Source organism: Sphingobacterium prati (genome assembly GCF_013167215.1).
GTDB classification, from domain to species: Bacteria; Bacteroidota; Bacteroidia; order Sphingobacteriales; family Sphingobacteriaceae; genus Sphingobacterium; species Sphingobacterium prati.
Genome location: NZ_JABJWY010000038.1, coordinates 1 through 24,389 on the forward strand (window position 1 = coordinate 1; position 24,389 = coordinate 24,389).

A 24,389-nucleotide genomic window follows, 5' to 3' on the forward strand; every position below is an offset into this window, starting at 1 on the left:
CTTTAGGTGCCTATATCGGCGGTGTCTACCTCTTCCCATTCCGAACAGAGCAGTCAAGCCCGCCAGAGCCGATGGTATTGCCGTAACAGGTGGGAGAGTAGGTCGGTGCCTTTTTTTACACGGAAGCCCTTTCTGGAAACAGTCAAGGGCTTCTTGCGTTTGCATACTTTTTTAGATTTCTTTTCAGAAGAGACACCGGGTCGGAACGATGGAAAAGATCTGCTAAAGTTTTCCTTTTATACAATTAGCAATTCTACAAGATATTCTCTAATTTAGTCATTATAGCAATGTATATATGATGAAAGCAAAACAGATATCCTTACTCACTATTCTACTACTATTTTTTCTTAGTAGCAATAGATTAAACGCGCAAGAACAATTATTGGATGATGGTGTTTTGCGTATATTGGCCATTGGTAATAGCTTTTCCGAAGATGCGATCGAGCAAAACTTGTATGAATTGGCTAAAGCTGGAAAGAAAAAGATCGTTATTGGTAACCTTTATATTGGTGGCGCTCCGTTAAGTTTGCACGTAAGCAATGCAAGAGCGGATAAGCCTGCTTATCGTTATCGGAAAATCAATATAGACGGTCACATGTCCGAAAAGGTAAATGAACGGCTTTCAACGGCTTTGGTAGACGAAGCCTGGGACTATATTAGTTTTCAGCAAGCGAGTCCACTGTCGGGAGATTATGACTCCTATGCAAAGGATTTACCAATTTTATATGACTATGTCACCAAACATGTAAAGTATCCTGAAACAAAGTATATATTACATCAAACCTGGGCATATCAGAACGGCTCGTCCCATGAGGGATTTATCCGTTATAACCGTAACCAGAATACGATGTACAACGCTATTGTAGGCACTTCCCAAGAAGTCTTTAACTGGGGTAATTTTCAAGTATTGGTACCTGCTGGTACAGCTATTCAGAATGCGCGTTCGACTTATCTGGGCGATCAATTCACACGCGATGGTTATCATCTTAATTTGGATTATGGACGCTATGTCGCGGCTTGTACATGGTACGAGGCGCTGTTTCAGGAGAATGTTATCAATAACACATTTTTGCCACTCAAAGTAACTTATGTTGAAGGGCAGATCGCGCGGGAAGCTGCACACCAGGCCGTGGCATCTCCTTATGGGATTACTGTATTGAAGAGTTTTCAATTAATGAAATAGTATATTATATGGGAGATACCAGATGTAAAATTGGATTATCATCCATGCGCTATGGAAATAGCATATAAAAGTAAAGGGGGATCAATTTGATCCCCCTTTACTTTTATATGCTTAATTGTCTAATTATTTAGCCAATTCTTCTGCAATTGCTTTTCCGATTTCAGCTGGTGATTCAACTACACGGATACCACACTCACGCATGATTTTCATTTTTGCAGCAGCAGTATCATCAGCACCACCTACAATCGCACCAGCATGGCCCATACGGCGTCCTGGAGGCGCTGTTTGACCAGCAATAAATCCAACAACTGGTTTAGTACCATGTTCTTTGATCCAACGTGCAGCTTCAGCTTCCATTCCACCACCAATCTCACCGATCATGATGATAGCTTCTGTTTCTGGGTCGTTCATTAATAATTCAACAGCTTCTTTAGTTGTTGTACCGATGATAGGGTCACCACCGATTCCGATAGCTGTCGTGATTCCTAATCCCGCTTTTACAGTTTGATCTACTGCTTCATAGGTTAAAGTTCCTGATTTTGAAACAACACCTACATTACCTTTTTTGAAGATAAATCCTGGCATAATACCGATTTTAGCTTCATCTGCTGTAATGATACCCGGACAGTTTGGACCGATCAAACGGGATTTTTTGTCGCTCAAGTAAGATTTTACTTGGATCATGTCTTTCGTAGGGATACCCTCAGTAATACATACAATCACTTCGATACCCGCAGCTGCAGCTTCCATGATTGCATCTGCAGCAAATGCTGGAGGTACAAAGATAATAGAAACATTAGCTCCTGTAGCGTCTACTGCATCTTGAACAGTGTTGAATACAGGACGGTCTAAGTGTTGTTGACCACCTTTACCAGGAGTCACACCACCAACTACATTTGTTCCGTACTCAATCATTTGAGTCGCATGGTAAGTACCTTCGTTTCCAGTGAAACCTTGAACGATTACTTTTGAATCTTTATTAACTAATACACTCATTTCTTCTTTAAATTTTGCACACAAATCTACTATTTTGCTTTCTAAAATGGAAGCAATGTGGATAGGAATATGACCTTTATTGATAAATTTTTAGTTCAGTTTACATTTTTGGATAAAATCCCAAAGGATAATGCCGATTGCGACAGATACGTTAAGTGAATGCTTGGTGCCATATTGGGGGATTTCGATGCAGGTATCGATTTTTTCCATGACCTCTTCATCTACGCCGTTGACTTCATTTCCAAAAATTAACGCATATTTTTTATCGGACTTTGGCTCAAATTGATGTAACATAACACTATCATCGGCTTGTTCAATGGCAATGATTGTATACCCCTCCGCTCTTAGATTCTCTACGACATCTGCCGTTTCTTTATGGTATTCCCAAGAGACAGATTGCGTCGCTCCCAATGCAGTTTTTTCAATTTCCCGGTGTGGTGGCGTTCCGGTAATACCACATAAGTATATTTTTTCAATAGCAAATCCGTCGGCTGTACGGAAGGCAGAGCCCACATTGTGCATACTGCGAACATTGTCTAAAACAATTGCGATAGGCGTTTTTTCTTGTTTTTTAAACGATTCAACATCTGTACGTTGAAGTTCATCCATCGATAATTTTTGCATGTTGCAAATATAGTAAACCTAAAAAACAAAATAGATTTTGAATATTGAAAATAAGGTGTTATTTTTGCAGTCCGAATTACAAGAAAAAATTGAATAAAAATTAGCTAAAAAAAATGGCAAATCATAAATCAGCGATCAAAAGGATTAGAGCAAACGCTACTAAACGTTTAAGAAACCGTTACCAAGCAAAAACTACTCGTAACGCAATCAAAAAATTACGTCATACAACTTCTGCAGAAGAGGCAAAAACATTGTTACCACGCGTAATTTCTATGCTTGATCGTTTGGCAAAGAAAAATGTGATCCACAAGAAAAAAGCTTCTAACAACAAATCTAAGTTAACTAAATTCGTTAACGGTTTAGCGTAAGCTTCCTGTATAGATATTGAGGGGTACAGCTCGCTGTATCCCTTTTCTTTATGTTATATACTTTGGATTTCTCTTTCCAAGCGAATAGTAATAAAAAAGCACCCATATGGGTGCTTTTTTATTTTATATTAGTTGTGACTGACTATTGTTTTAGATTGGGCAATAATTCAGCGATGACTTTTTTCAATTTATTTGGATCTTTCATGTAAGGTTCCAAATCATATAGTTCCACTTTTTTGAAATCGATCGGATGGCTCTCACTCTGAAGAGAGATACTTCCTTTCTTCAATAGTTGCCCATCTTTTTTTACTACAGGATCAAAGTCTGTTACATTGCCACCGCCGATTTGAGGTTTGCTATATTGCAATATCACTTTGTCTTCAAGAATATGTTGTACAAGTGAATCTCCCAATACGAGGAAATCAGCCGTTACCCATTGGTCTCCAGCATAAGTTTTAGATGTTGAACTAATACAATGTGGCGTAAATAGTTTGTTATCAATGACAACATTTGTTCCCGGAGTACACAGATTGCTCGTTGTGCGTTCGTCTTTGCCATTACCGCCCAGAAGCTGTCCTTCGATAGAGATTGGAAAATCCTGATCAACACCCATTGTTTTCGGATCTTGTCCATGTAGCATGGCACCACTGTTGCGCCAAGCCCAGCCTTCACCGCCCGGAGCTTGCTCGTCTACAAAACGATAAGTAACACGTAATAAATAAGCAGAAAATTCTTTATTATAAAATAGATGGCCATATTGAAAATTGAAATTATCGTAGCCGTCATATCTGACTTTCAATAAACCATCTTCTACACGGAATGTGTTTTTATAGTTATCTCCAACCTTATGGTTTCGGATTTTAGGAGTCCAGTTTTTTAAATCTTTCCCATTGAACAATTGAATGGGTTTGGGTTTTTTGTCTTGAGATTTGCCAAATACGGAAGTGCTGAGTAATAAAATTCCAGCACCATAGATAATATGTTTGAATTTCATCCTGAATTAGGTTTATTGACCTAATTTAGGGAAACATTTTTAAATAAGCAATTCTTTTTGTTTGACATATTCGCTGGGACGAATACCTACGACCTTATTGAATGTATTGCTAAATGTAGGTAAGCTGTTATAACCGACTTTTAACGCCACTTCATTGACACTTAGTTTTTCATCCAGTAATAGTTTAAGCGCGGTTAGCATTCTAAGGATAGTATAGTATTGGATAAAGGACATGTTTAATTCTTTCTGGAATAGCCTAGCCAATGTACGTTCGCTGATATTAAATAGACTCGCAAGTTTTTTAAAACTCACGTTTTCTTCAATATTCTCCTCCAGATAGGTAACGATATCTTTTAATTTTTGGTGGCTGGGATAGGGCAGAGCCAATGGAAGCTCGTGCAGAGACAGTTCAGGAAGGATGAGTTTAAATGCAGTAGCCAAACTATACTTAGGTTCCTCCACAGGAAATATATTGCCGTTCCAACGGTTGGTAAACATAATCAGTTCAATTAGCAGATCGTTTACTGGATAGATGCCCATTTTACTGTAGAATGCGGTATCGCTATTCGTTTTTGGAAAATAGAGATTACGCATCACAACTTCTGGGGTACTTGGGTGAATACTATGCTTTACACCTGCTGGAATCCACAGATAGTGACGAGCGGGCAAGAAATATGATTTTTCATCCGTTTTTATAAAAACAACTCCACCTTCGGTATATAAAAATTGATCCTTATCATGACAGTGCTCCGTGATATGGTTTTCCGCTATAATGGCATGGTGACAATAAATGCTATCTTCAAATGAATCAACCTCTGTCATGTAATAGCGGTTGACATATTTTGCATCACTCGTTGTATCTCTTAAGTTCATTTTTTCTATAAAACTACCTTGCAAAGGTAAGACTTTTTTACTAGACCTAACTTTGTTCTAAGTAAAGTGAGTGTATGCTTACAATAAAATTGCAAATAAACCTTTAGCGAGTTAGTATTTACTTACCTGGATTTAAATTTATTTTTTATAATTTATTGTTAATCAGTGTTATAAATATTTTTTTCCATTTTTACAATAATACTTTAAAAATATATTTTATTATATTTTTCTGATAAACAGATGGTTATAGCTGTTTCGTCTCTATTGAATAATTTTGTGTCAAATGGTAATAAATTCAATGTAGAAAAAAACGCTAAAATTGTTTGGTTGAGAAATGTAGACCCAAGCTTAATAACTTTTATAATAGCGGATATAAATAGGTTTCAATTTCTTAAGTTTACATGAATAGCGAATAAAAAATAAAATAATAAGGATATGGCTTACGAAAGGATAAAAATTCAGAGCTTACACGATAAGGTTACTACAGCTACAGAAGCTGCGAAATTGTTTCAAGACGGTATGGTCGTTGGCTCAAGTGGTTTTACCAAAGCTGGCGATAGCAAAGCCGTATTACCAGCTTTAGCAGAAAGGGCAAAAGTGGATCCTTTAAAAATAACATTGATTACAGGGGCTTCTTTGGGCCATGGTACAGACGGTAAATTAGCCGAGGCTGGTGCCCTATCCAAACGTATGCCCTTTCAAGTGGATCGAATCCTCCGCAATAAGATCAATGCTGGAGATGTACTTTTTATAGATCAGCACTTAAGTGAGACTGCTGAACTGCTCCACAATAAAAATCTACCGCAGGTGGATATTGCCGTATTGGAGGTTGCTGCGATTGAATCGGATGGTAGTATCATTCCAACGACCTCAGTTGGTAACTCCGCAACCTTTGCCGCATTAGCTAAACAGGTTATTTTGGAAGTCAATACAGCTATTCCAACAGCAATCAAAGGAATACACGATATCTATCAGGCAGAAGACTATCCACGTCGTAATGTTATTCCTATAGTAGCACCTGAAAATAAGATTGGCCGGAAAACAATCCCATTGGATCCCAGCAAGATTGTGGGAATCGTTTTTACGAATGAACTTGACAGTCCAGCAGATATCGCCGAACCTGATGCCAAAACAACAGCAATAGCAAAGCATATATTGGCATTTTTTGAAAATGAAGTTGAGCTTGGGCACCTATCCGAGAGTTTGATGCCTCTTCAGGCAGGAATTGGAAAAGTAGCGAATGCCGTGCTCACAGGCTTTATCCAGAGTAAATTCCACAATTTAACCATGTTTTCGGAAGTACTCCAGGATAGTACATTTGATTTAATTGATGCGGGTAAATTGGATTTTGCGTCAGCCTCTTCTATTACTGTATCGGAAGAGTGTTATTCGCGCGTATTTGATCACTTGGACAAATATCGTGACAAGATTGTCTTACGCCCGCAAAACATATCCAATACACCGGGATTGATCAAACGTTTGGGGATTATTGCAATCAATACCGCAATAGAATTTGACATATATGGTAACGTGAACTCGACGCATACCTCTGGTACCAATATTATGAACGGTATAGGAGGATCGGGAGATTTTGCAAGGAATGCTTACTTAAGTATTTTTGTCACACAGGCGGCTTCTAAGGGAGACGCGATCTCTCATATCGTTCCGATGGTATCCCACGTAGATCATACGGAGCATGATGTTGATATTCTGGTGACAGATTATGGTTTGGCCGATTTGCGTGGTTTGGCGCCTCGTGAACGTGCTAAGGTTATTATTGAAAATTGTGTGCATCCAGATTACAAAGCCCAACTCTTGGATTATTACAATCGCGCCTGTGAAAGAGGTGGACACACGCCGCATTTGCTAGAGGAGGCGTTCAGTTGGCATATCAACTTGAGAGAAACAGGAACCATGAAAAAGAATTAACTGGACGACAAGGTAACAGATATAGAGGAATAGGGCTTTTCCAAAGAGTTTGGTAGCCCTCTTTTTACGTAATATTGTACCTATGGTTAACGGCCTGGAAGGAGCAGGGCGTTAAGATCGGGATCCAAGAACATAGCCAAAAGTGGACATGGAAAGGCGGACAATTTAAAACGATCGAAACGATGGGTGAGCAGTCCGCAGCAGGGCTACCTTCGATCGCTGGTGTACTGGTACTTCAGCTGGATGAAAAGAGTATACTATATAAAAGTGGTTTGCGGGTAGGTGATGCGATCCTGGATTATCAGGGTGAGAAAATAGCTAAGTTAACAGATTTGCAACAAGCCGTTAAAAAACTTGGACATACTGATCGTCCTAAAGTGTTTAGAAATCAGCAACAGCAGGAGCTGACCTTGCAATTGTAATGCGTGTGGTTTGTTGTATAAATAATCATTATACAACAACTAGATGCTTGTACGGTAGAGTTGGGCGCCCCAGTTTAAGCAGTCATAATTAAACATAAGTTTATATAAGTTATGGTGGTAAAATATTGTATAAATATCGTTTTGTAAAGTTTATGTTTATTTTGTGTCGTTTATTGTTAAATTCTGTATAGATGTCTCTTTTCTTTTTTATGTGATGTGATAATATACAAATCAAGTGATGTATTTTTCAACTGTCTTTTGTATTTTTGATAGTAAGCCACAGTAGAGATGAATTTGCTGTTCGGACCTATTGTATAAAGTATATATTTTTTTCGTAATAAGACAAACCAAATATACGGTTTGCATGTCATAGAAATAAACAGAGGAATAGCCAGATGAAACTTAGAGGAGATTTACAACTACGCAAATTGGGCGAAGATCATATCCTAGTCTATCCGGGACAAGATCAATTGGATGCATCCAAGGTATATAGCTTTAATGAGACTGCCGTACAGATCTGGTTGGAACTGCAGGGAAAGGAATTTAATGTCGAAAGTGTTACAGCTGTTTTATTGGATAATTATGAGGTAGAGGAAAGCGAAGCTGAACGAGATGCCGCAAATTTGGTAATGCAATTTGAAAAGCAAGGCTTTTTGATATAATTAAGTACAGCTATCATTCCATTGATCTATTTTAAGAATATTGAGTACTTAAAGTTAGCCGGTCTTTTTATTGAAGGTTTTAACTGCAATATTGTTTCGTGGATAAGTGTAAATGTATTTGTAATATCGGTTTCGGAAGTAAAAAAAAGGAATGGTGTTGGACCGTAAAAATTAAAATTGTACATTCAATTATCAATAAGACAGGCATTATTTTTTATGATTACCACAAAATATTTTAATTACAAACAGATATTCAATCTTGCTGGTGTACACCTAATCTGGCTGACAGGTTGGTGCTCATTGGTGGCGGTCATCTATTACTTTTTTAATTGGCAATGGATGATTATTCCCTGGGTTCCTGTTGCCTTAATTGGTACAGCGGAAGCATTCTATGTAGGCTTTAAAAATAATCAGGCCTACGATCGGTTGTGGGAAGCACGTAAAATCTGGGGTGGAATCGTAAATTCGAGTCGTTCTTTTGTGTCCATGCTTTATGCATTTGACACAACTCAAGGAGATCAGCATGATTTAACGGAAAGAAGAAAAATAATTGCCTATCGTCATATTGCTTGGCTCTATCAATTGCGTGAGCAGCTTTTGATACCTACCGAGTGGGAGCATGTGAGCCTAAAGCGCCATTTTGGCGCAATGAACGTGAAACGGCACCGTTTGATAAAAGCAGGCTTTCCGGATTACAGCCGGACAGCTATTTTCTTGCATAAATACTTATCAGCTGAAGAATTTAATTTGCAACCGACGTATAAAAATTTTGCAACTTATTTGAACAGTCAGCAGGCCAAAGATATCAATACCCTAAAAAATGATCAGGTTATTTCTGATTTCAATCAGATGCAATTACAAACTTGTTTGAACCAATTTTATGACTTTCAGGGGCAGGCAGAACGGATAAAGAAGTTTCCCTCACCAAGGCAATTTGCCAGTACGGCATTTGTTTTCAATGTTATCTTGATATTACTGTTGCCCTTGGGGCTTGTCAATGAATTTGCCAAACTCGGCGATTGGGGAATCTGGACCAGTATTCCTTTTTGTGTGGTCATAGGATGGATCTATATCGTGATGGAGTTGGTAGGGGATTACACCGAAAATCCTTTTGGTGGACTAATGTTTGACATACCAATGCTGTCGATCTGTCGCACAATTGAGATTGACCTCCTGCAAATGGTTGGCGAGGAAAACCTTCCTGAGCCCATAACCTCCAAAAACGGGGTACTGGTTTAACTTGGACTACATCAGCATGGTCAGGGTGTTTTTGACCTCTGCGATCATAAAGGAGCTATGTGTACTAGCGATATGTTGTAAAGAGGTGAGTTTAGACAACATAAAATGACGATAATCTTCCATGTCGCGTACGCAGATCTTTAAGATATAATCGTAATCCCCACTGACATGGAAACATTCCGTGACCTCCTGTAGATCCATAACCTCCCGTTCAAACTGCTGAATGTATTCTTTTTTATGTTGGACAAGCTTGACATGACAGAGCACCATAAAATCTTTTGCAATCTTATGCTTATTGAGAAGGGCAACATATTTAGAGATTACTCCAGTTTTTTCAAGTTTACGCACCCGTTCGTATATAGCGGTCACAGACAGACCGAGTTTGTGTGATAGCTCTTTAGTGGTTTGTTTGGCATCCTCCTGTAATAATATCAGTAGTTTTTTATCAATTTCGTCAAGCTGCATAGATTATTTTTTGGTGAACAGATATAATAGATTTCTGATTTAGATGTATTTTCTAAGATTAAGTGTAATATTAGATTTATAATCTAATATATCAATATATTATTGTAATAAAACTTAAAATAGTCCAATTTTATAATAAAAAATTATGAAAAATTTTAATGCAGCAAATGAAATCCAGGATTTGCAATATTTTGGAGAATTCGGTGGTGTTAATCCTTCGATTTCGGATAGTTCGACCTATACTTTTCTGTCGGCTAAAACCATGTTTGATACGTTTGAGGGAAATGCGGATGGTTGTTACTTATATTCACGCCATTCATCCCCAATGAATCTCTATCTTGCACAAGCATTAGCAAAGCTCGAAAATACAGCAGCGGCCAATGTAACCGCTTCGGGAATGGGGGCTATTACTACGGTGTTATTGCAGCTCTGTCAGAGTGGTGATCACATTATCTCCAGCCGAACCATCTATGGGGGTACCTATGCTTTCCTGAAAAATTTTTTACCGCCATTTCATATTGAAACAAGTTTTGTTGACATCAGCAATTTTGAGGGAATCGAGTCTGCAATACGTCCGACGACCAAAATAATCTACTGTGAAACCGTCAGCAATCCTTTGTTGGAAATCGCTGATATTCGAAAACTGTCGGCTATCTGCAAGAAGTATAATCTCAAACTTGTTGTGGATAATACCTTTTCGCCCTTATCTGTTTCACCCGGAGTGCTGGGGGCGGATATTGTTATCCATAGCCTGACAAAATTTATTAATGGAAGTAGCGATACAGTCGGCGGTGTCTACTGTGGAACACAGGAATTCATCAATGAAACAAAAAATGTCAATTCTGGCGCTTGTATGCTGCTTGGACCAACGATGGACAGTCTTCGCTCTGCCAGTATCTTGAAAAACCTCAGAACTCTCCATATTCGTATCAAGCAACATAGTTACAATGCACTATATCTCGCTGAGCGCTTTGAACAAGACGGGCTAAAAGTTTGTTATCCGGGATTACAATCCCATAAACACCATGAACTAATGAAAAGCATGATGCATACTGAATATGGATTTGGAGGGATATTAACGCTGGACGCAGGAACAACTGATAAGGCTAACGAATTCATGGAACTGATGCAAAAGGAAAATCTTGGCTACCTTGCTGTAAGTTTGGGTTTCTATAAAACTTTATTTTCATGTTCAGGAAGCTCAACCTCCTCCGAAATTCCAGAGGAAGAACGTATCAGTATGGGAATTTCGGATGGACTGATCCGCTTCTCCATCGGTTTGGATGATGATATTCAACGCACTTATCAACGGATGAAGGCTTGTATGGTTAAAACCGGAGTTAATTGATGAATGGCGTGTGCCCATCTGGCGGTGTCATTGTTACTGAAAAGTTGATTTCTTAAACTAGCTTAAGTTAAGATGAGGATTCTTGGTTTATCTTTGACTGATTAAATTTGGGATTATGTATAGTCAACTATTTGTGCGTTTTGCTGTGGCAACAGCCTTTTTATCTGCAGTAGCTGATCGTTTGGGATTTTGGGGACCGCCGGGAAGCGTCAATGCTTCTTGGGGGAACTGGGCCAATTTCGTCGCTTATTCCAATCAGCTGAATTTTTTTGTGCCTGCTTCCGTGGGAACGCTGCTCGCAATCGGAGCGACGGTGCTGGAAGTACTTTTGGCATTTTTGCTGTTGGTCGGCTTTCGGACACGTTTTGCGGCCCTGTTATCCGGTATATTGCTGACAGCTTTTGCGCTGACCATGACACTGTCATTTGGAATCAAAGTGACATTTAACTATTCGGTCTGGGTTGGGGCCAGTGCCTGTTTTTTATTGGGGGGATATAAGGTTTTTCCCTTTAGCATAGATGCATATTTGGAAAAGCATCGGCGGAAATAAACAATTTTATATTTATTGTTTTTTTATACGACTGAGACGGTAGACTGTATGATAGAAAATTTATTTTCAATAAATATATGTTTTTCATAGGAAAGTATTAAAGCCGCATCAAATTCCCCAGTTGTGCGGCTTTATATTTTGTTACATTTCCTTTAAATTCACCTCTTTTTTCTCGCCGTCCTTGTCTATGGTGATACGCTTCTCGATAGTAGCTTTGTCGATATAAGAGGACCGTGCGGTACCATAATTGGTTGTGGAACCAGTATAACCCCAATAGTTATAGTAATTGGTATAACCTGATACATAGGAATAATTATACGAGTTGGAAAAATCGAAACTTGCCATAATGATGTATGTGCCCGGCATCAGATCTGCAAACTCAAAATGCCCTTCGTCATCATAGACTTTGGCTTTTTTGACTGCATAACCAAAATCTGGGTTCAAAGGAACTTCGGGCATTTTTTTCTGTTTCCGGATTTTATTGTTGACTTGAACCCACTCTTCATAATAAGGCGAGCTTGGAAAGAGTGTAATCTCCGTCCCCTTAGGAGCATATTGCTTTTTTGCCGTATTGACCAGGCCACCTAGCCTTTTTCCAGAGCTTGACCGAGCATATGCTGTCCCGATAATCACACTATTGCCCTTGGAGATCTGTTGAATAGCTTGTTCCTTATTAAAGAGGCTTTTGATTGGTTGATAATCCAGCTCCTCGTTGAGTGTAATTTCCCACATGCCTTTGCCCATGGACATTTCTCGTTGCCAGAGACGACGGTCTTTTTTGTCCACCACATAATTGTAAATAGCACCTGTATTTTCTTCCAATAGCGTAACCAACCATGTGTCATGTTTGCCGGTTTTCGGCGAACCGTAACTATAACTCTTTACTTCTTTAATGGTATAGTATTCAACCTGAACATTGGATTCGTCATTATAATAAAACTGTGGTATACGAGCTTTATAGCCTACATCCAGCGGAAGTGTCCCAATCATATGATCCGTCCAGTTAAAGTCGATAAAAGGCTCGGAGGCTTTTAAATTCAGCTTTTTATCTTTTTTTGTTTTCTTGGAGTAGTAATTGCCCGTGATCATCTCACCAAAGTTGAGATTTAATTTTGTTTCCTTGCCATCGCTATTGTAACTGATTGATCTGAGTGTCTTGGCATCCACAACACTAGTCCGGGCAGTGACCCAGGCCTTGTCTTTGGGCGTATAGGAGCTTGTCAGGCTCAATTGGTTGTCGCCGGCAAGAATATCATAAGTTATTGTACCTTGCTTGTTCCAGCTCGTGTCCTTGACATAATACACGGTATAGAGGGATTTCTCAGGTTTTATATACTTGGTATTGATATCTGGGCTACCAGGTGCAACTATCTTTTGACTTAATGCTACAAATGGAAGCAGACCAGCCGCTAAAACAAGTGCATATGATTTCATATATGTATTACTATAGTTAATGAAAAACAAGCTGGTTTTACTTGTTTATATTATTAGTCTAAGGTAATAAAAAGGTTTCTATTTTTTTTGGATAATTAGCGGTTTCGACCAATACCGCTATTGTTCATATTCTAGGAGATCCTGCTTTTTCTCTTATTCCTGCGGCTTATGGTCTGCCATGTTTCAATTCACCTTCCATTTTTGTGAAATACTAAATAACGCCAGGGGCTCGACCTCGTTTCAGCTAAAGTTATCTTTAAACTGAATGTTCCTTTATAAAGTATTTTTTTCTGAACCAAAATGAAAGATTAACAAGCGCTATCAATGCAGGAACTTCAACCAATGGCCCGATGACTCCGACAAAAGCTTGCCCACTATTGATACCGAACACAGCAATAGCGACTGCAATGGCCAATTCAAAATTATTGCCTGCAGCGGTAAACGCAATGGCGGTACTTTGTGAGTAATCTGCACCTACACGCTTGCCAGCAAAAAAGCTAGCAATGAACATGAGCACAAAGTAGATGATTAAAGGTATTGAAATACGCAATACATCCATGGGTAATTGCAGGATCATTTCACCCTTGAGACTGAACATCACCACAATGGTAAAGAGCAAAGCTATTAACGTGACAGGGGAGATCAAGGGAATAAATTTGTCCTGAAACCAGCTTTCGCCTTTTAGGGCAATCAATCCATATCTACTCAACACTCCAGCGAGGAAGGGGATACCTAAATAAATAGCAACGCTTTTTGCGATCTCACCAATTGAAATGTCCAACGAAAGTCCGGTCACGCCAAATAATGGAGGTAATACTGTAATAAAAAAGTAGGCATAAAGGCTATAGAGTAATACCTGAAAAATACTGTTCAACGCAATCAAGCCTGCGGCATATTCTCTATTGCCATTTGCTAGCTCATTCCATACGACCACCATCGCAATGCAGCGGGCAAGCCCTATCAAGATCAGTCCTGTCATATATTCTGGATATCCATTCAGAAATAAAAGGGCCAATACAAACATTAAAATTGGTCCTATTATCCAGTTCAAGACGAGGGAGGTGCCGAGAACTTTTAAGTTCTTGAAAACCTTTCCAACGTGCTCATACCTCACCTTGGCCAAGGGTGGATACATCATAAGAATTAATCCAACAGCAAGCGGGATATTAGTTGTGCCGCTGCTATAACTATTGATCCATGCAGCAGAAGAAGGGTAGAAATTGCCCAATAAAATACCCCCGAGCATTGCGAGGAAAATCCATACGGTGAGGTAACGGTCAAGAAATTTTAACTTCGATTGCATGTGCTAGTTTTAATATTTGAAAAGACATAGAACATTTCGGCCGCTATCTCCAAACTTCGTTCCGCATAAACAGAAGTTTGTTCAGGTGTGCCATCAGAAACTTTTGGGTCTTCAAAAGTGATTGGTATTCTTTTTTCCGCCCCGGAAATAAAAGGGCATCCGTCATCCGCCTGAGAACAAGTCATAATTGCTGCAAATCCAGAGACAGGGTTAAACGGATCGTAGTATTTTTTTGAAAAACCGATAACTGGAACCTCATTGTCGCTGTACTTTATTGCATAGATTGGGTTATCTGTATCAGCGATCTTAAGAATCGCGAATCCTTGCGAAGCGAGTGTCTCAGCTACCTTAGGGAATAAAGCAGTCTCTTCCGTACCACCTGAATAACAGTTCACCATCGGAATAGTATAGAAGGATGCTGCTACTTGTGCCCAAAGTTGTGATAAATGACTTCTACGGGAATTGTGTGTACAGATAAAATTGAGATTGATGGGATATCCACTATCTACCTTGTCCTGAATAAATTGGATCAGCGGATTTAACATAGCCTTGCGTTCTATACTCAAGTTCTGTTTACCGGTAATCGCGTTGATTGTCTCCTTTATTTTCTTAAACATTGGCCTATTTTTAAACAGTTAGCAACAGCCTGAACCTGGAGTACAACAAGAAGACCCACTGATTGTTAGCGTTGACAGATTTCTCTTCTGCTTTTCAGCTGGTATTCCACAAGCGTCTTGGGCAAGACAAGTTGTGGTTTTGCTTTTCAGTAAAAAAGTCTGTCCGTTGAATGCGAGGTCGTATTTGCCAATCGTATCGCTTTGATATTCAACTTCAATTTCGGCATCTTCAATAGCCAACTTCTCCTCGGATAATTTAATGATATCTAATAGCTTACCTGGTTTTAGACGGTGCTCGTAATCATCCGCGTTCCACAGCTGGAAGTTTACAACTTTCTCATTGCGGATGACACCGCCGCAATCAATGAAGTTTTTCGTGATCTGACCAACTTCGGTGACATGGAAGTGTTCAGGAACGAATGTGCCATTTTCGAGTTGAAATTCAACATTATCCAATGTTGTTAGAATTTGCTTGATTTCTGATAATTTCATAGCAGATTGGTTTTATATGATGAAAAAACTATATATTGCAATATTACGATGATTTGTTTTAAAAAATTATCCACAGCAATTTGAGACATTAACGTCCTGGTTGAAAAATGCATTGAGCTCCTGTTGAAATTCCTTCCAAATCACGTCATTGATACAATAGCAAACAGACTTTCCTTCAATTGTACCTTGTATTATTCCTGTATTTTTCAGTTCCTTCAGATGCTGAGAAATGGTTGCCTGTGCAAGTCCCAATTCATCGACAAGATCATTGCAGATGCATGCTTTCTTGTCAATAATGTGTTGGAGAATAGCTATGCGTGCAGGGTGCCCAAGTACTTTAAATGCTGAAGCAAGTTTATTTTGTTCGTCTGCAAAAATTTCTGTCTTTGTAAGTCCCATTATGATAATATTATATTGCAATATTACGATAATAATTTTAGATATCCAACGGTATGAATATTTTTTTTGCAAACACAGCCGATGATCTAAGATGCTCCAAATACGTTTTATAACAAGGGTTTCTTTTTTGGGTTAGCATTGAAATATTCTTTTTTAAACTGAAACATCTGTGCCATTTTTTGTGCACGCCATTTGGCCTCTTCTGCTTTTTCGCCTTTGTACAAGCGATCTACGGTGGATTCAAATAAAAGAAGCCATTGGTCAAAATGCTTTGCCTCGATTGGTAGAGGGATATGGGGTGGGAATGGACTACCAAAATAGGTATGCTCATCTAATAAAATTGTCTGCCAAAAGCGATACATCTTTTCCAAGTGCACAGCCCACCTGTCTTGGATACGCTCTTGAAAAATAGGACCTAAGAGATTGTCCTGACGGACAGTGTTATAAAACTGATCAACCAGTATTTTGATGTCCGCGATGGTCTGAATGTCCTGTTTCATGGGATGACGTGTATGTTTTGTGGAACGGATGCTACTGTAGCTGTTTCACGGTATATAATAAGTTAAATTTAAGTAGAATAATGGAGAAATGAATCAGGCTGATGTAAAGAAGCCTGTTAATAATATTGGATTTTTCTTTTATTCTCAGTAATTTGAATGCACATTTAGGGAAAAACAGATGGGAAAATACACTTTTTGTGTTCTGCTGCTGCTGGGATGCTCCATCGCGCAGGCACAGATCACCGATATAACGGTCAATAAAGAGAATTTTGAATCTTCGGGCTTTCCGTTTAAAGGCAAACGGGTGTTGCAGGTTGAGCATATTCAGACCGCAAAGGAAGATAATTATATCATTTTTTCAAAAGAGGAACGTGGGGCAGATCCGGATAAACTGTATGCGCAGCAATTTCAACGAATAGATGGCATGTGGGTGCCAATAGTGGAAGAAATTATTCAGGAAGATGGTATTATTACTTCCGTCTGGGAATCCCGAAAAGCTTTTTTTGATGCAGACAAAGACGGAAAATTGGATGCGGTGTTTATCTATTCCAGACACCCGAAGGAGAATGTTGAAAAACAGTTGAGCTGTATTGCCCTGATTTTATATAAAGGGCAGTTTTATCGTTTGCGTGCGGATGCAGATGATGGGTATAATAAAACAACTTACTCAGATAACTATGCTTCCCTACCTGCCGAGGTGAAAGAAAATGTGGAGCGTTATTGGGAAAACTTGGATAAAAGATAATTTATTATTGTTGGAATTATATTGAACAGGGCTGCCCATTTTTTTTTTGATAGCCCTGTTTTATTTCATTGTCCATCTGTCTGCAATCCTTCTTCAAAGGGTAAGATTGCTCAGACTGGTTATTGTTGTGGATGTAAACTTTTGATCGCTGGGAGCTGTCATTGAATGGATGCTAATAAATGTTTTTCCTCTTCGTCTTGAGTTTTGCCGATGACATAACGGGTAATGTTCTGATGTTTGAGTTCGTCAATCGTTCGGATGACATCTTTCGTCCGTGCTTCCTTGCTTGGCTTGATCAGTACGATCATATCCTTCGTATTAGGCAGGGTACTGATCTTTGCATTGAGCTGCGCGACGACCTGTGCTAAGGTTGTCTCTATATCGGCTGGTTTTTCAGAAGCAGCAAAAGGTTTCTTAAAATCACCGTGATACCACATAAATTTTCCATCCCCTAAGATCAGCGTTGCTGTGCGGTTTTCGTCAATTAGGACCGGAGAATCTACATTTTCTTTCGTTTTGTCTGGCATGGCGATATCCATTGCTGCCGGTTTGTTTAGGGTGGTGGTTAGCATGAAGAATGTGATCAGAAGAAACGCAAGATCTACCATCGCTGTCAAATCCACTTTTGGAGCCATTTTTCGGCTTCTGATTTTTTTCTTTCCGGTTTCTTGTGGTTTTTGGTTTAATTCTGCCATGATTCGTAGCTTTAGGTTATAACTCTTGTTCTTGTTCATGGATATGATGCGCTAGGCGTTCGGATTCCATAGTTTTTTTATAATGAAGATCGTATTTTATCTTGATTTATTTTAACGCATTTAATTACAGTAGATTAGATGTAGTGGATCGGGGTTATACATTTTATGAGATCATGTCTGAAATTGATGTTTTGTTTAAAACTTTGGTCGTATAAAATTCCTATAGTTGATGACGGATATGGATGCCTAGCAAGATCAAATGTCTATTTTTGGAAATGAAAAGATTAGTAACTTGCCAATAAAAAATATGACGACTGATTGTGAATTTGTTTATACAGACATAATATCGCCAGTGGGAAAAATGAAGCTTGTCGCTACTGCCCGTGGATTAACTGCGGTATTGTGGGAAGGTGAAGATTACAAACGGACGAAATTGTCTACCCCTGTCAGAGATGATCAAGCTCCGGTGCTTTTGCTTGCACGGCAACAGCTTTCGGAGTATTTTGATCGAAAGCGAACTGTTTTTGATTTGCCTTTAGACATGCAGGGAACAGCCTTTCAGCTTGAAGTGTGGGAAGCTCTGTTAACTATCCCTTATGGTCAAACAAAATCCTATGGGGATTTGGCACGCCAACTAGGGGATATAAAAGCTGTGCGTGCAGTTGGAGGTGCATTGAACAAGAATCCAATATCCATTATTGTACCTTGTCATCGCATCATTGGGAAATCTGGTAAATTAATTGGTTTTGCGGGCGGACTGAAAAATAAATCGATTCTTATTGACCTGGAAATGAAAGATCGGGCTCCAACGTTGTTTGATTTGTAGTTAGTCAGCTAACGCTACCATGATCTTAATACCTATTGTTTCAGCTTTTACAAGTAGTGGTCCATCACGATGGCGCGCCTCCCAAACCATTGAACCGATGAGATTTCTCGGCATACCTGTTAGCGAATGGTACTGTAGATATACAGGTGTCCATGATAAAGTTCGCGCCACGGCCACTCTCTGCTTCGAATCGTATTATAATAAAAAAAAGCCTTTCATTTCTGAAAGGCTTTTTTGCGGAGAGTGAGGGATTCGAACCCCCGAACCTGTGACAGTTAACGGTTTTCAAGACCGCCGCATTCGACCACTCTGCCAACTCTCCGCGACAAAAGTAGAAATTCTAAGCAGATTTACAAAACTTATTTTACATTTTTCTTTGTTTAATAAGCTATTTGGATGGTTTTTTTTGAAAAATTCGCTGGATATCAAGCTTTTATTTTGATGTGTTTTTAGAGACTTACACATAAAGAATTCGATTATAGGTTGTGAAATCAGATTTTCTCCCCCCTTTGCTTCGAATCGTACGATAAGGAAAAAGCCTTTCATTTCTGAAAGGCTTTTCTGCGGAGAGTGAGGGATTCGAACCCCCGAACCTGTGACAGTTAACGGTTTTCAAGACCGCCGCATTCGACCACTCTGCCAACTCTCCGCGACAAAAGTAGAAATTCTGTATAGATTTGCAAAACTTATTTTTGCAACAATGTCTTATGGTTTGAAAATGAGCTAGATTATTTTCAAAATGCTATGCCGGAATAATCTCATGGCAGTGCTTTTTAATATTGGCCGCTATTTTATCAATCGGCAGGTCGTCCTGATCTACACCAAAGGGCTCTTCGATTGATTCTCCAATCAATTCAAGCGATGCTAATACATAAAGGATAAACGGAACAGCAACAATGACAAAATACCCGATCGAAAAAACATAACCTACTGGTAGCGTCATTGTATAGAAGATGACGAACTTCTTAATAAATGCACTATAAGCCAATGGAATTGGGGTGTTCTTGATACGCTCACACGCACCACATACGTTGGTCATCGACACAATCTCTTCGTTGAGTATAATCAATTGATCCCCACTGACAATCCCTTCTTTGTAAAGGTGGTTTATCTTTTGAAAAATCATATTGGAGACTTGATTTGGCCCATGCTTTTTACTGTCCAAAGATTTAAGCTCAGGATGTTTATTTTCATCAAGCATAAATTTGGTGTAGTCGGACCGCAAATATTCATACAAGGTTTCTGCAAAAAGCGGAATACTTTTTCGAAAGAAACTGCGGTTGACTTTATCACTATCATCCAGAATCGCGTTGAGTTTATAAGCGAAAGCGCGACTTACATTGGTCAATGTTCCCCATTGCTTGCGTGCTTCCCACCAGCGATCGTAAGCAGTGTTTGTTCTAAATACCAACAATAGTGAGATCACAAAACCCAAGAGGTTATGGACAATGGTAATATTCTTCACCCAGCTTCTTTCGTTTAACTTGAGGTATTCTAATTCAAGATAGGCAATAGCCCAAGAATAGAAAGCAATGAAAACAAGAAAAGGTAACAACTTTTTAAAAGTGTCTGACTTATGTAATTTGAAAGTTGCTGATAGCCAATCTTTAGGGTTGTATACGATCATATACAAAAATATAAATTGTTACGAAAACTTTGCGAGTTAATTGTGATTCCCGTAACTTCATCATCGTATGGCGCGACAACAACCAAAACGAGCAAAAGCCGGTCGGAGGAACCAGCAGTCAAGTCAGACCAAATGGATCTGGATGGTGGCGGTCATGTTGGCGTTCTTTCTATGTCTTGTTGCATGGCACTATAAGGCCGGAATAATGTATTACTTCCGTGTGGCAACATCCAAAAATAAGTCCTTAACGAGGGAAGCGAAATACGATATCCGCAATATTGAGATCATGAGTAAGCACGATGATAAGGTATTTGGTATTGATGTTTCGACCTATCAGGAAGATATCGACTGGCAAAAAGTGAACACCATCAACGATCAATTTCCTATTGATTTTGTATTTATTCGGGCCACGATGGGGGAAAAGGGAGTGGACGATAAGTTTAACCGAAATTGGTCTAAAATCCATAATCGGGCGATCTTACGAGGTGCATACCATTATTTTCGACCAAATGAAAATTCGGTTAAGCAAGCTAAAAATTTTATCCGTAAGGTACGGCTCCATCCAGGGGATCTTCCGCCCGTACTGGATATCGAAGAGCATCCAAAACAACAATCGATGGACAGCTTAAAAGTGGGATTGAAACGTTGGCTAGAAGAAGTGGAGGGACATTATAAAGTCAAACCAATTCTGTATTCTGGAGACAAATTCTACAGTGATTTTTTAGAAAAGGAATTCGCAAACTATATCCTCTGGATCGCGAATTATAATTTTTGGATCGAAAACCCTAAAGAACATTGGACATTTTGGCAATTCTCAGAAAAGGGCTCGGTGACTGGTATACGAGGAAATGTCGATTTAAATATTTATAATGGTAAGATAACGGAATTAGAAAAATTGCTTATTCCCTTTAAATAGTAAAATTAGATGAATAGAATTTTAGTGGTCATACTTCTAGGGACCATCTTTATATGGACGGATCCATTGTCCGCTGGTATAGGATTAGGACTGCAACCGAGAGCATCTTTTTGTAGCGTAGTGGACTTACCATCGCTCTCTCTGAAACAATTTAAAAAGTTGCGCGAGCAGGTGGATGTGATAGTTTTGGATACACGATCGGGCGATGAGTTCTTAAAAGGTTTTATTCCAGGGGCGATCAACATTGGTCTTAAAGGACCGTTTGATACTTTTTTGCAGCAGGTCATTCCGGATAGAAATCAGAAACTTTTGCTTGTGGTTGAAGAGCAGGATCGTGTGCTCCTGGGTGAACGTCTTGCGCAACTGGGGTATTCGGCAGTAATAGGTGTATTGGATGGGGGTATAGCACGTTGGAAAGGCCAGGAACCGATGGATTCGGTGGTTAACCTGTCGGCGCAGGAATTTCGAGAAAGATCAGATCTAGGTCATATTGTAGACATACGGACAGCGAAAGAATTTAATAAAGGACATATTGACAATGCAATGAACATTCCATTGGTAGATTTCGCTAATTTTGGTAATACGCTAGAAAGAGACAATAGACAGCTCTATGTGCATTGTCAATCAGGTTATCGCAGTGCGGTTGCCGTGTCAATTTTGCGTGCAAAAGGATTTAAAAATGTGTGCAATATTCAGGGTGGATATAAGGCAATGAAAGATGAAATAAAGGAGAATTAATAATGGCAACTTTTGACCAGATTATTCAATCAAATTCACTGGTTTTAGTGGATTTTTTTGCAACGTGGTGCGGTCCATGCCAAACAATGGCGCCGGTGTTACAGGATGTAAAGGAATTTTATCAAGAGGATCTTTCCATAATAAAGATCGATGTGGATAAAAATCCAAAAATCGCTTCCATTTATAAAGTAAGTGGTGTACCTACATTTATATTATTTAAGAATGGTCAACAAGTGTGGCGCCAGAGTGGGATGATCCCAAAGATGGAATTACATAAGTTGATAGATCAAGCGAAGTAATCTATAGGCAAAAAATAAGGCGTTCAATTTTAATTGAACGCCTTATTTTTTTAATGATTTTCTGGTTTTAATAGGTAGTGTTATATCGCACTAAATACTAAAACTCATCGTCATCGTCGAAGTCATCTAATCCTTCAATTTCAGGGATTTCGAAATCATCGTTATCGAAATCATCATCATCGTCATCAGGTCCATTGAAAGATGCGAATTTTACTTCTTCAAGATCTTCGGTAGCTAATATTGCCGTGTTCATAAAATAATACTTTATTGTTCCTTATTCAATGTTGTAAAATTAGAGAAGAAAACTATTTTTTAAAACTTTTTTTAAAAAAAATATTGCCCTTTATTTTTCTGTTAATCAGTATGTTGAATTGTTTTTTGAAAATAAAAATTTATTTTATTTTATTTACTCATTTGTTTCGCCAATTGCGTTGTCTTCCGTGACGATATCTTTTAGTTGTGGAAGGTCGCGAACACCGTTGATTCCAAAATGATCCATAAACTGTTGGCTGGTGGCATACAAAAGTGGTTTACCAATGGTATCGGCTTTTCCAGCTATTTTGATTAGTTTCTTTTCCAAAAGTCTTTGGATAGAATAATCACAGCTTACGCCTCTGATCTGTTCAACTTCCAGCTTTGTAATTGGCTGTCTATAGGCGATAATGGCAAGTGTTTCCAGTGCCGATTGACTGAGTTTACGTTTGTTGTTGTGATTTTGTAATTGCTGTATCGCTTCGTGATAAACTGCTTTGGTCAGAAACTGGTAGGAATTATTAATGTAACGTAACTCCAAAACATGCTCCTCATCTTTATATTTATTCTCGATCTTTTGAATCAATTCGCGCAGCTCTTCTCGAGATACTTCAATAGCCAAAGCTTCTTGCAGGATCTGTTTGATATCCGGAAGATCTATACCTTCTGCTGAAGCAAAAATAATTGCTTCAATATTTCTAATGACGTCTTTCAATGTAGGGTATTAATAATTAATAACTTGTTCGACCATGTGCGCTGGTAACTCTCTGAAATCATACTTTTGTGTCCTTAATTGTGGAGCAAAGCCTGCTTCCAAAATTGCCTCTTGGATTGATTTAGACGTGAATCGATGGGGAGCACCCGCTGCCGAAACAACATTTTCTTCAATCATAATGGATCCAAAATCGTTGGCACCAGCATGTAGGCATAATTGGGCCGTACGTTTTCCAACAGTAAGCCAAGAAGCTTGAATATTTTTGATATTAGGCAGCATGATCCGACTCAAAGCAATCATACGGATATATTCTTCACCGGTAACGTCATTGGTAATGCCACGAAGCCTTTTCAATAATGTGCCATCATCTTGGAACGGCCAGGGAATGAAGGCGATAAAGCCATAGGAATCCTTCGGTTTTTCATCTTGTACTTCTCTGATCCAAACCAGATGCTCAAAACGTTCCTCTATGGTTTCAATATGGCCAAACATCATCGTAGCCGAAGTAGGCAGATTTATTTTGTGCGCAGCACGCATGACATCAAGCCATTCCTTACCGCCACATTTTCCTTTGGATATCAGACGACGGACCCGGTCATTTAGGATTTCAGCTCCAGCTCCGGGTAGGGAATCTAATCCTGCCTCTTTGAGCTGAGTCAATACGTCAATATGGCTCATATTCTCCAATTTGGAGATATGGGCGATTTCGGGCGGTCCGAGTGAATGTAGTTTTAGCGTAGGATAGAGTTCCTTCAACTGTTTGTATAGATTTTTATAAAATTCAATACCCAAATCAGGATGGTGTCCCCCCTGTAGCAAGAGCTGATCGCCGCCATATTTAAAGGTTTCTTCGATCTTTTGCTTGTAGCTCTCGATATCAGTGATATAACTGTCTTCGTGACCGGGACGTCGGAAGAAATTGCAAAACTTGCAATTTGCAACACAGACGTTAGTCGTATTCACATTCCTGTCAATCTGCCAAGTTACCTTGCCATGTGGTACTTGTATCTTACGCAATTCATTGGCTACGAAAGTCAAATCAGCTGTAGGTGCATTTTGATATAAAAAAACACCTTCTTCCTTGGAAAGGAACTCAAATCGGAGCGCCCGTTCTAATAAACTACTTACATTCATCAAAACAAATATAAGTACCTTTTAGCGTATTTAAATGGATTTGG

Annotated in this window: 30 protein-coding genes, 2 tRNA genes and 1 rRNA gene; 14 read left to right on the forward strand and 19 right to left on the reverse strand. The window is 39.0% G+C overall.

The features are described 5' to 3' along the window. Nucleotides 1–2 precede the first annotated feature (2 nt). Nucleotides 3–114, forward strand: a 5S ribosomal RNA gene (rrf, locus tag HPC41_RS19410). A 181-nt stretch (nt 115–295) separates the two neighbouring features. Further along, nucleotides 296–1,183, forward strand: coding sequence for a DUF4886 domain-containing protein (locus HPC41_RS19415; RefSeq protein WP_172395715.1), 888 nt, complete (start codon nt 296–298; stop codon nt 1,181–1,183). A 123-nt stretch (nt 1,184–1,306) separates the two neighbouring features. Here HPC41_RS19415 and sucD read toward each other — a convergent pair whose 3' ends face one another. Next, a complete protein-coding gene (sucD, locus tag HPC41_RS19420) occupies nt 1,307–2,179 on the reverse strand; it encodes a succinate--CoA ligase subunit alpha (protein WP_172395717.1) in 873 nt (290 codons plus the stop codon). 90 nt (nt 2,180–2,269) lie between these two features. Beyond that, on the reverse strand, nt 2,270–2,803 hold the full coding sequence (locus tag HPC41_RS19425) for an RNA methyltransferase (RefSeq protein ID WP_172395719.1): 534 nt from the start codon (nt 2,801–2,803) through the stop codon (nt 2,270–2,272). Nucleotides 2,804–2,916: 113 nt separating this feature from the next. Here HPC41_RS19425 and rpsT point away from each other — a divergent pair, with 113 nt between their 5' ends. Continuing rightward, a complete protein-coding gene (gene rpsT / locus HPC41_RS19430) occupies nt 2,917–3,171 on the forward strand; it encodes a 30S ribosomal protein S20 (RefSeq protein WP_046671646.1) in 255 nt (84 codons plus the stop codon). A gap of 142 nt (nt 3,172–3,313) precedes the next feature. Here the strand turns inward: rpsT and HPC41_RS19435 are convergent, their stop codons facing one another. Together HPC41_RS19435 and HPC41_RS19440 are read right to left on the reverse strand one after the other, a co-directional pair. After that, on the reverse strand, nt 3,314–4,165 hold the full coding sequence (locus HPC41_RS19435) for a 3-keto-disaccharide hydrolase (protein ID WP_172395721.1): 852 nt from the start codon (nt 4,163–4,165) through the stop codon (nt 3,314–3,316). Between the two features lie 39 nt (nt 4,166–4,204). Next, nucleotides 4,205–5,038 carry a helix-turn-helix transcriptional regulator gene (locus tag HPC41_RS19440; RefSeq protein ID WP_172395722.1) on the reverse strand — a complete coding sequence of 278 codons (834 nt, stop codon included), beginning with the start codon at nt 5,036–5,038 and terminating at the stop codon, nt 4,205–4,207. A 435-nt stretch (nt 5,039–5,473) separates the two neighbouring features. On the opposite strand from HPC41_RS19440, the gene scpC reads away from it, so the two are divergent. The 4 genes from scpC (at nt 5,474) to HPC41_RS19460 (ending at nt 9,290) form a co-directional block, all read left to right on the forward strand. Then, nucleotides 5,474–6,967, forward strand: coding sequence for a succinyl-CoA:acetate CoA-transferase ScpC (scpC, locus tag HPC41_RS19445; protein ID WP_172395723.1), 1,494 nt, complete (start codon nt 5,474–5,476; stop codon nt 6,965–6,967). Between the two features lie 74 nt (nt 6,968–7,041). Continuing rightward, complete coding sequence (locus HPC41_RS19450) at nt 7,042–7,389, forward strand: PDZ domain-containing protein (protein WP_172395725.1); 348 nt, start codon at nt 7,042–7,044, stop codon at nt 7,387–7,389. Between the two features lie 395 nt (nt 7,390–7,784). After that, nucleotides 7,785–8,051, forward strand: a complete 267-nt coding sequence (locus HPC41_RS19455; protein ID WP_172395727.1) for a PqqD family protein — start codon at nt 7,785–7,787, stop codon at nt 8,049–8,051. A 216-nt stretch (nt 8,052–8,267) separates the two neighbouring features. Beyond that, complete coding sequence (locus HPC41_RS19460; protein ID WP_172395729.1) at nt 8,268–9,290, forward strand: bestrophin family protein; 1,023 nt, start codon at nt 8,268–8,270, stop codon at nt 9,288–9,290. A gap of 6 nt (nt 9,291–9,296) precedes the next feature. Here HPC41_RS19460 and HPC41_RS19465 read toward each other — a convergent pair whose 3' ends face one another. Beyond that, nucleotides 9,297–9,755: an Lrp/AsnC family transcriptional regulator gene (locus HPC41_RS19465; RefSeq protein WP_172395731.1), complete on the reverse strand. Its 459-nt coding sequence runs from the start codon at nt 9,753–9,755 to the stop codon at nt 9,297–9,299. Nucleotides 9,756–9,900: 145 nt separating this feature from the next. Between HPC41_RS19465 and HPC41_RS19470 the strand changes: the two genes are divergently transcribed. Together HPC41_RS19470 and HPC41_RS19475 are read left to right on the forward strand one after the other, a co-directional pair. Next, nucleotides 9,901–11,103, forward strand: coding sequence for an aminotransferase class I/II-fold pyridoxal phosphate-dependent enzyme (locus HPC41_RS19470; protein ID WP_172395733.1), 1,203 nt, complete (start codon nt 9,901–9,903; stop codon nt 11,101–11,103). Nucleotides 11,104–11,218: 115 nt separating this feature from the next. Continuing rightward, entirely contained in the window at nt 11,219–11,653 is a 435-nt protein-coding gene (locus HPC41_RS19475; RefSeq protein ID WP_172395735.1) for a DoxX family membrane protein, read from the forward strand. A gap of 141 nt (nt 11,654–11,794) precedes the next feature. Here HPC41_RS19475 and HPC41_RS19480 read toward each other — a convergent pair whose 3' ends face one another. From HPC41_RS19480 to HPC41_RS19505, 6 genes are all read right to left on the reverse strand, one after another. Continuing rightward, nucleotides 11,795–13,087, reverse strand: a complete 1,293-nt coding sequence (locus HPC41_RS19480) for a DUF3108 domain-containing protein (protein ID WP_172395737.1) — start codon at nt 13,085–13,087, stop codon at nt 11,795–11,797. Between the two features lie 256 nt (nt 13,088–13,343). After that, on the reverse strand, nt 13,344–14,390 hold the full coding sequence (arsB, locus tag HPC41_RS19485) for an ACR3 family arsenite efflux transporter (RefSeq protein WP_172395738.1): 1,047 nt from the start codon (nt 14,388–14,390) through the stop codon (nt 13,344–13,346). Then, the gene (locus HPC41_RS19490; RefSeq protein WP_172395739.1) at nt 14,375–15,007 is read right to left on the reverse strand and encodes a low molecular weight phosphatase family protein; all 633 of its coding nucleotides are present in this window, start codon (nt 15,005–15,007) and stop codon (nt 14,375–14,377) included. Before HPC41_RS19490 ends, arsB begins: the two co-directional genes overlap by 16 nt. An 18-nt stretch (nt 15,008–15,025) precedes the next feature. Continuing rightward, nucleotides 15,026–15,499, reverse strand: coding sequence for a DUF6428 family protein (locus HPC41_RS19495; protein ID WP_172395741.1), 474 nt, complete (start codon nt 15,497–15,499; stop codon nt 15,026–15,028). Nucleotides 15,500–15,565: 66 nt separating this feature from the next. After that, nucleotides 15,566–15,898: an ArsR/SmtB family transcription factor gene (locus HPC41_RS19500; RefSeq protein ID WP_172395743.1), complete on the reverse strand. Its 333-nt coding sequence runs from the start codon at nt 15,896–15,898 to the stop codon at nt 15,566–15,568. A 107-nt stretch (nt 15,899–16,005) separates the two neighbouring features. After that, nucleotides 16,006–16,398 carry a group III truncated hemoglobin gene (locus HPC41_RS19505; protein WP_172395744.1) on the reverse strand — a complete coding sequence of 131 codons (393 nt, stop codon included), beginning with the start codon at nt 16,396–16,398 and terminating at the stop codon, nt 16,006–16,008. A 178-nt stretch (nt 16,399–16,576) separates the two neighbouring features. Here HPC41_RS19505 and HPC41_RS19510 point away from each other — a divergent pair, with 178 nt between their 5' ends. Continuing rightward, nucleotides 16,577–17,143, forward strand: a complete 567-nt coding sequence (locus HPC41_RS19510) for a hypothetical protein (RefSeq protein WP_172395746.1) — start codon at nt 16,577–16,579, stop codon at nt 17,141–17,143. A 158-nt stretch (nt 17,144–17,301) separates the two neighbouring features. On the opposite strand, the gene HPC41_RS19515 is transcribed toward HPC41_RS19510, so the two are convergent. After that, nucleotides 17,302–17,838, reverse strand: coding sequence for an ExbD/TolR family protein (locus HPC41_RS19515; RefSeq protein ID WP_172395748.1), 537 nt, complete (start codon nt 17,836–17,838; stop codon nt 17,302–17,304). A gap of 307 nt (nt 17,839–18,145) precedes the next feature. Between HPC41_RS19515 and HPC41_RS19520 the strand changes: the two genes are divergently transcribed. After that, nucleotides 18,146–18,664: a methylated-DNA--[protein]-cysteine S-methyltransferase gene (locus HPC41_RS19520; RefSeq protein WP_172395750.1), complete on the forward strand. Its 519-nt coding sequence runs from the start codon at nt 18,146–18,148 to the stop codon at nt 18,662–18,664. On the opposite strand, the gene HPC41_RS25180 is transcribed toward HPC41_RS19520, so the two are convergent. The 4 genes from HPC41_RS25180 to HPC41_RS19535 form a co-directional block, all read right to left on the reverse strand. After that, entirely contained in the window at nt 18,665–18,835 is a 171-nt protein-coding gene (locus HPC41_RS25180; RefSeq protein ID WP_216660834.1) for a hypothetical protein, read from the reverse strand. It abuts the gene before it with no gap. A 66-nt stretch (nt 18,836–18,901) separates the two neighbouring features. Continuing rightward, nucleotides 18,902–18,986, reverse strand: a tRNA-Ser gene (locus HPC41_RS19525). A gap of 242 nt (nt 18,987–19,228) precedes the next feature. After that, nucleotides 19,229–19,313: transfer RNA gene (locus HPC41_RS19530), tRNA-Ser, on the reverse strand. A gap of 93 nt (nt 19,314–19,406) precedes the next feature. After that, complete coding sequence (locus HPC41_RS19535) at nt 19,407–20,291, reverse strand: bestrophin family protein (protein WP_172395752.1); 885 nt, start codon at nt 20,289–20,291, stop codon at nt 19,407–19,409. A 67-nt stretch (nt 20,292–20,358) separates the two neighbouring features. Between HPC41_RS19535 and HPC41_RS19540 the strand changes: the two genes are divergently transcribed. Genes HPC41_RS19540 through trxA form a run of 3 tightly spaced genes read left to right on the forward strand, consistent with a single transcriptional unit; the run spans nt 20,359 to nt 22,244 of the window. Continuing rightward, nucleotides 20,359–21,207 carry a glycoside hydrolase family 25 protein gene (locus HPC41_RS19540; protein ID WP_172395754.1) on the forward strand — a complete coding sequence of 283 codons (849 nt, stop codon included), beginning with the start codon at nt 20,359–20,361 and terminating at the stop codon, nt 21,205–21,207. A 9-nt stretch (nt 21,208–21,216) separates the two neighbouring features. After that, entirely contained in the window at nt 21,217–21,945 is a 729-nt protein-coding gene (locus HPC41_RS19545) for a rhodanese-like domain-containing protein (protein WP_172395756.1), read from the forward strand. A gap of 2 nt (nt 21,946–21,947) precedes the next feature. Continuing rightward, nucleotides 21,948–22,244, forward strand: a complete 297-nt coding sequence (gene trxA, locus HPC41_RS19550; RefSeq protein ID WP_108636998.1) for a thioredoxin — start codon at nt 21,948–21,950, stop codon at nt 22,242–22,244. A gap of 97 nt (nt 22,245–22,341) precedes the next feature. On the opposite strand, the gene HPC41_RS19555 is transcribed toward trxA, so the two are convergent. The 3 genes from HPC41_RS19555 to mqnC form a co-directional block, all read right to left on the reverse strand. After that, the gene (locus HPC41_RS19555) at nt 22,342–22,497 is read right to left on the reverse strand and encodes a hypothetical protein (protein ID WP_172395758.1); all 156 of its coding nucleotides are present in this window, start codon (nt 22,495–22,497) and stop codon (nt 22,342–22,344) included. A 153-nt stretch (nt 22,498–22,650) separates the two neighbouring features. Beyond that, nucleotides 22,651–23,211: an SMC-Scp complex subunit ScpB gene (gene scpB / locus HPC41_RS19560; protein ID WP_172395760.1), complete on the reverse strand. Its 561-nt coding sequence runs from the start codon at nt 23,209–23,211 to the stop codon at nt 22,651–22,653. Between the two features lie 9 nt (nt 23,212–23,220). Further along, complete coding sequence (gene mqnC, locus HPC41_RS19565) at nt 23,221–24,345, reverse strand: cyclic dehypoxanthinyl futalosine synthase (RefSeq protein ID WP_172395762.1); 1,125 nt, start codon at nt 24,343–24,345, stop codon at nt 23,221–23,223. Nucleotides 24,346–24,389 lie beyond the last annotated feature (44 nt).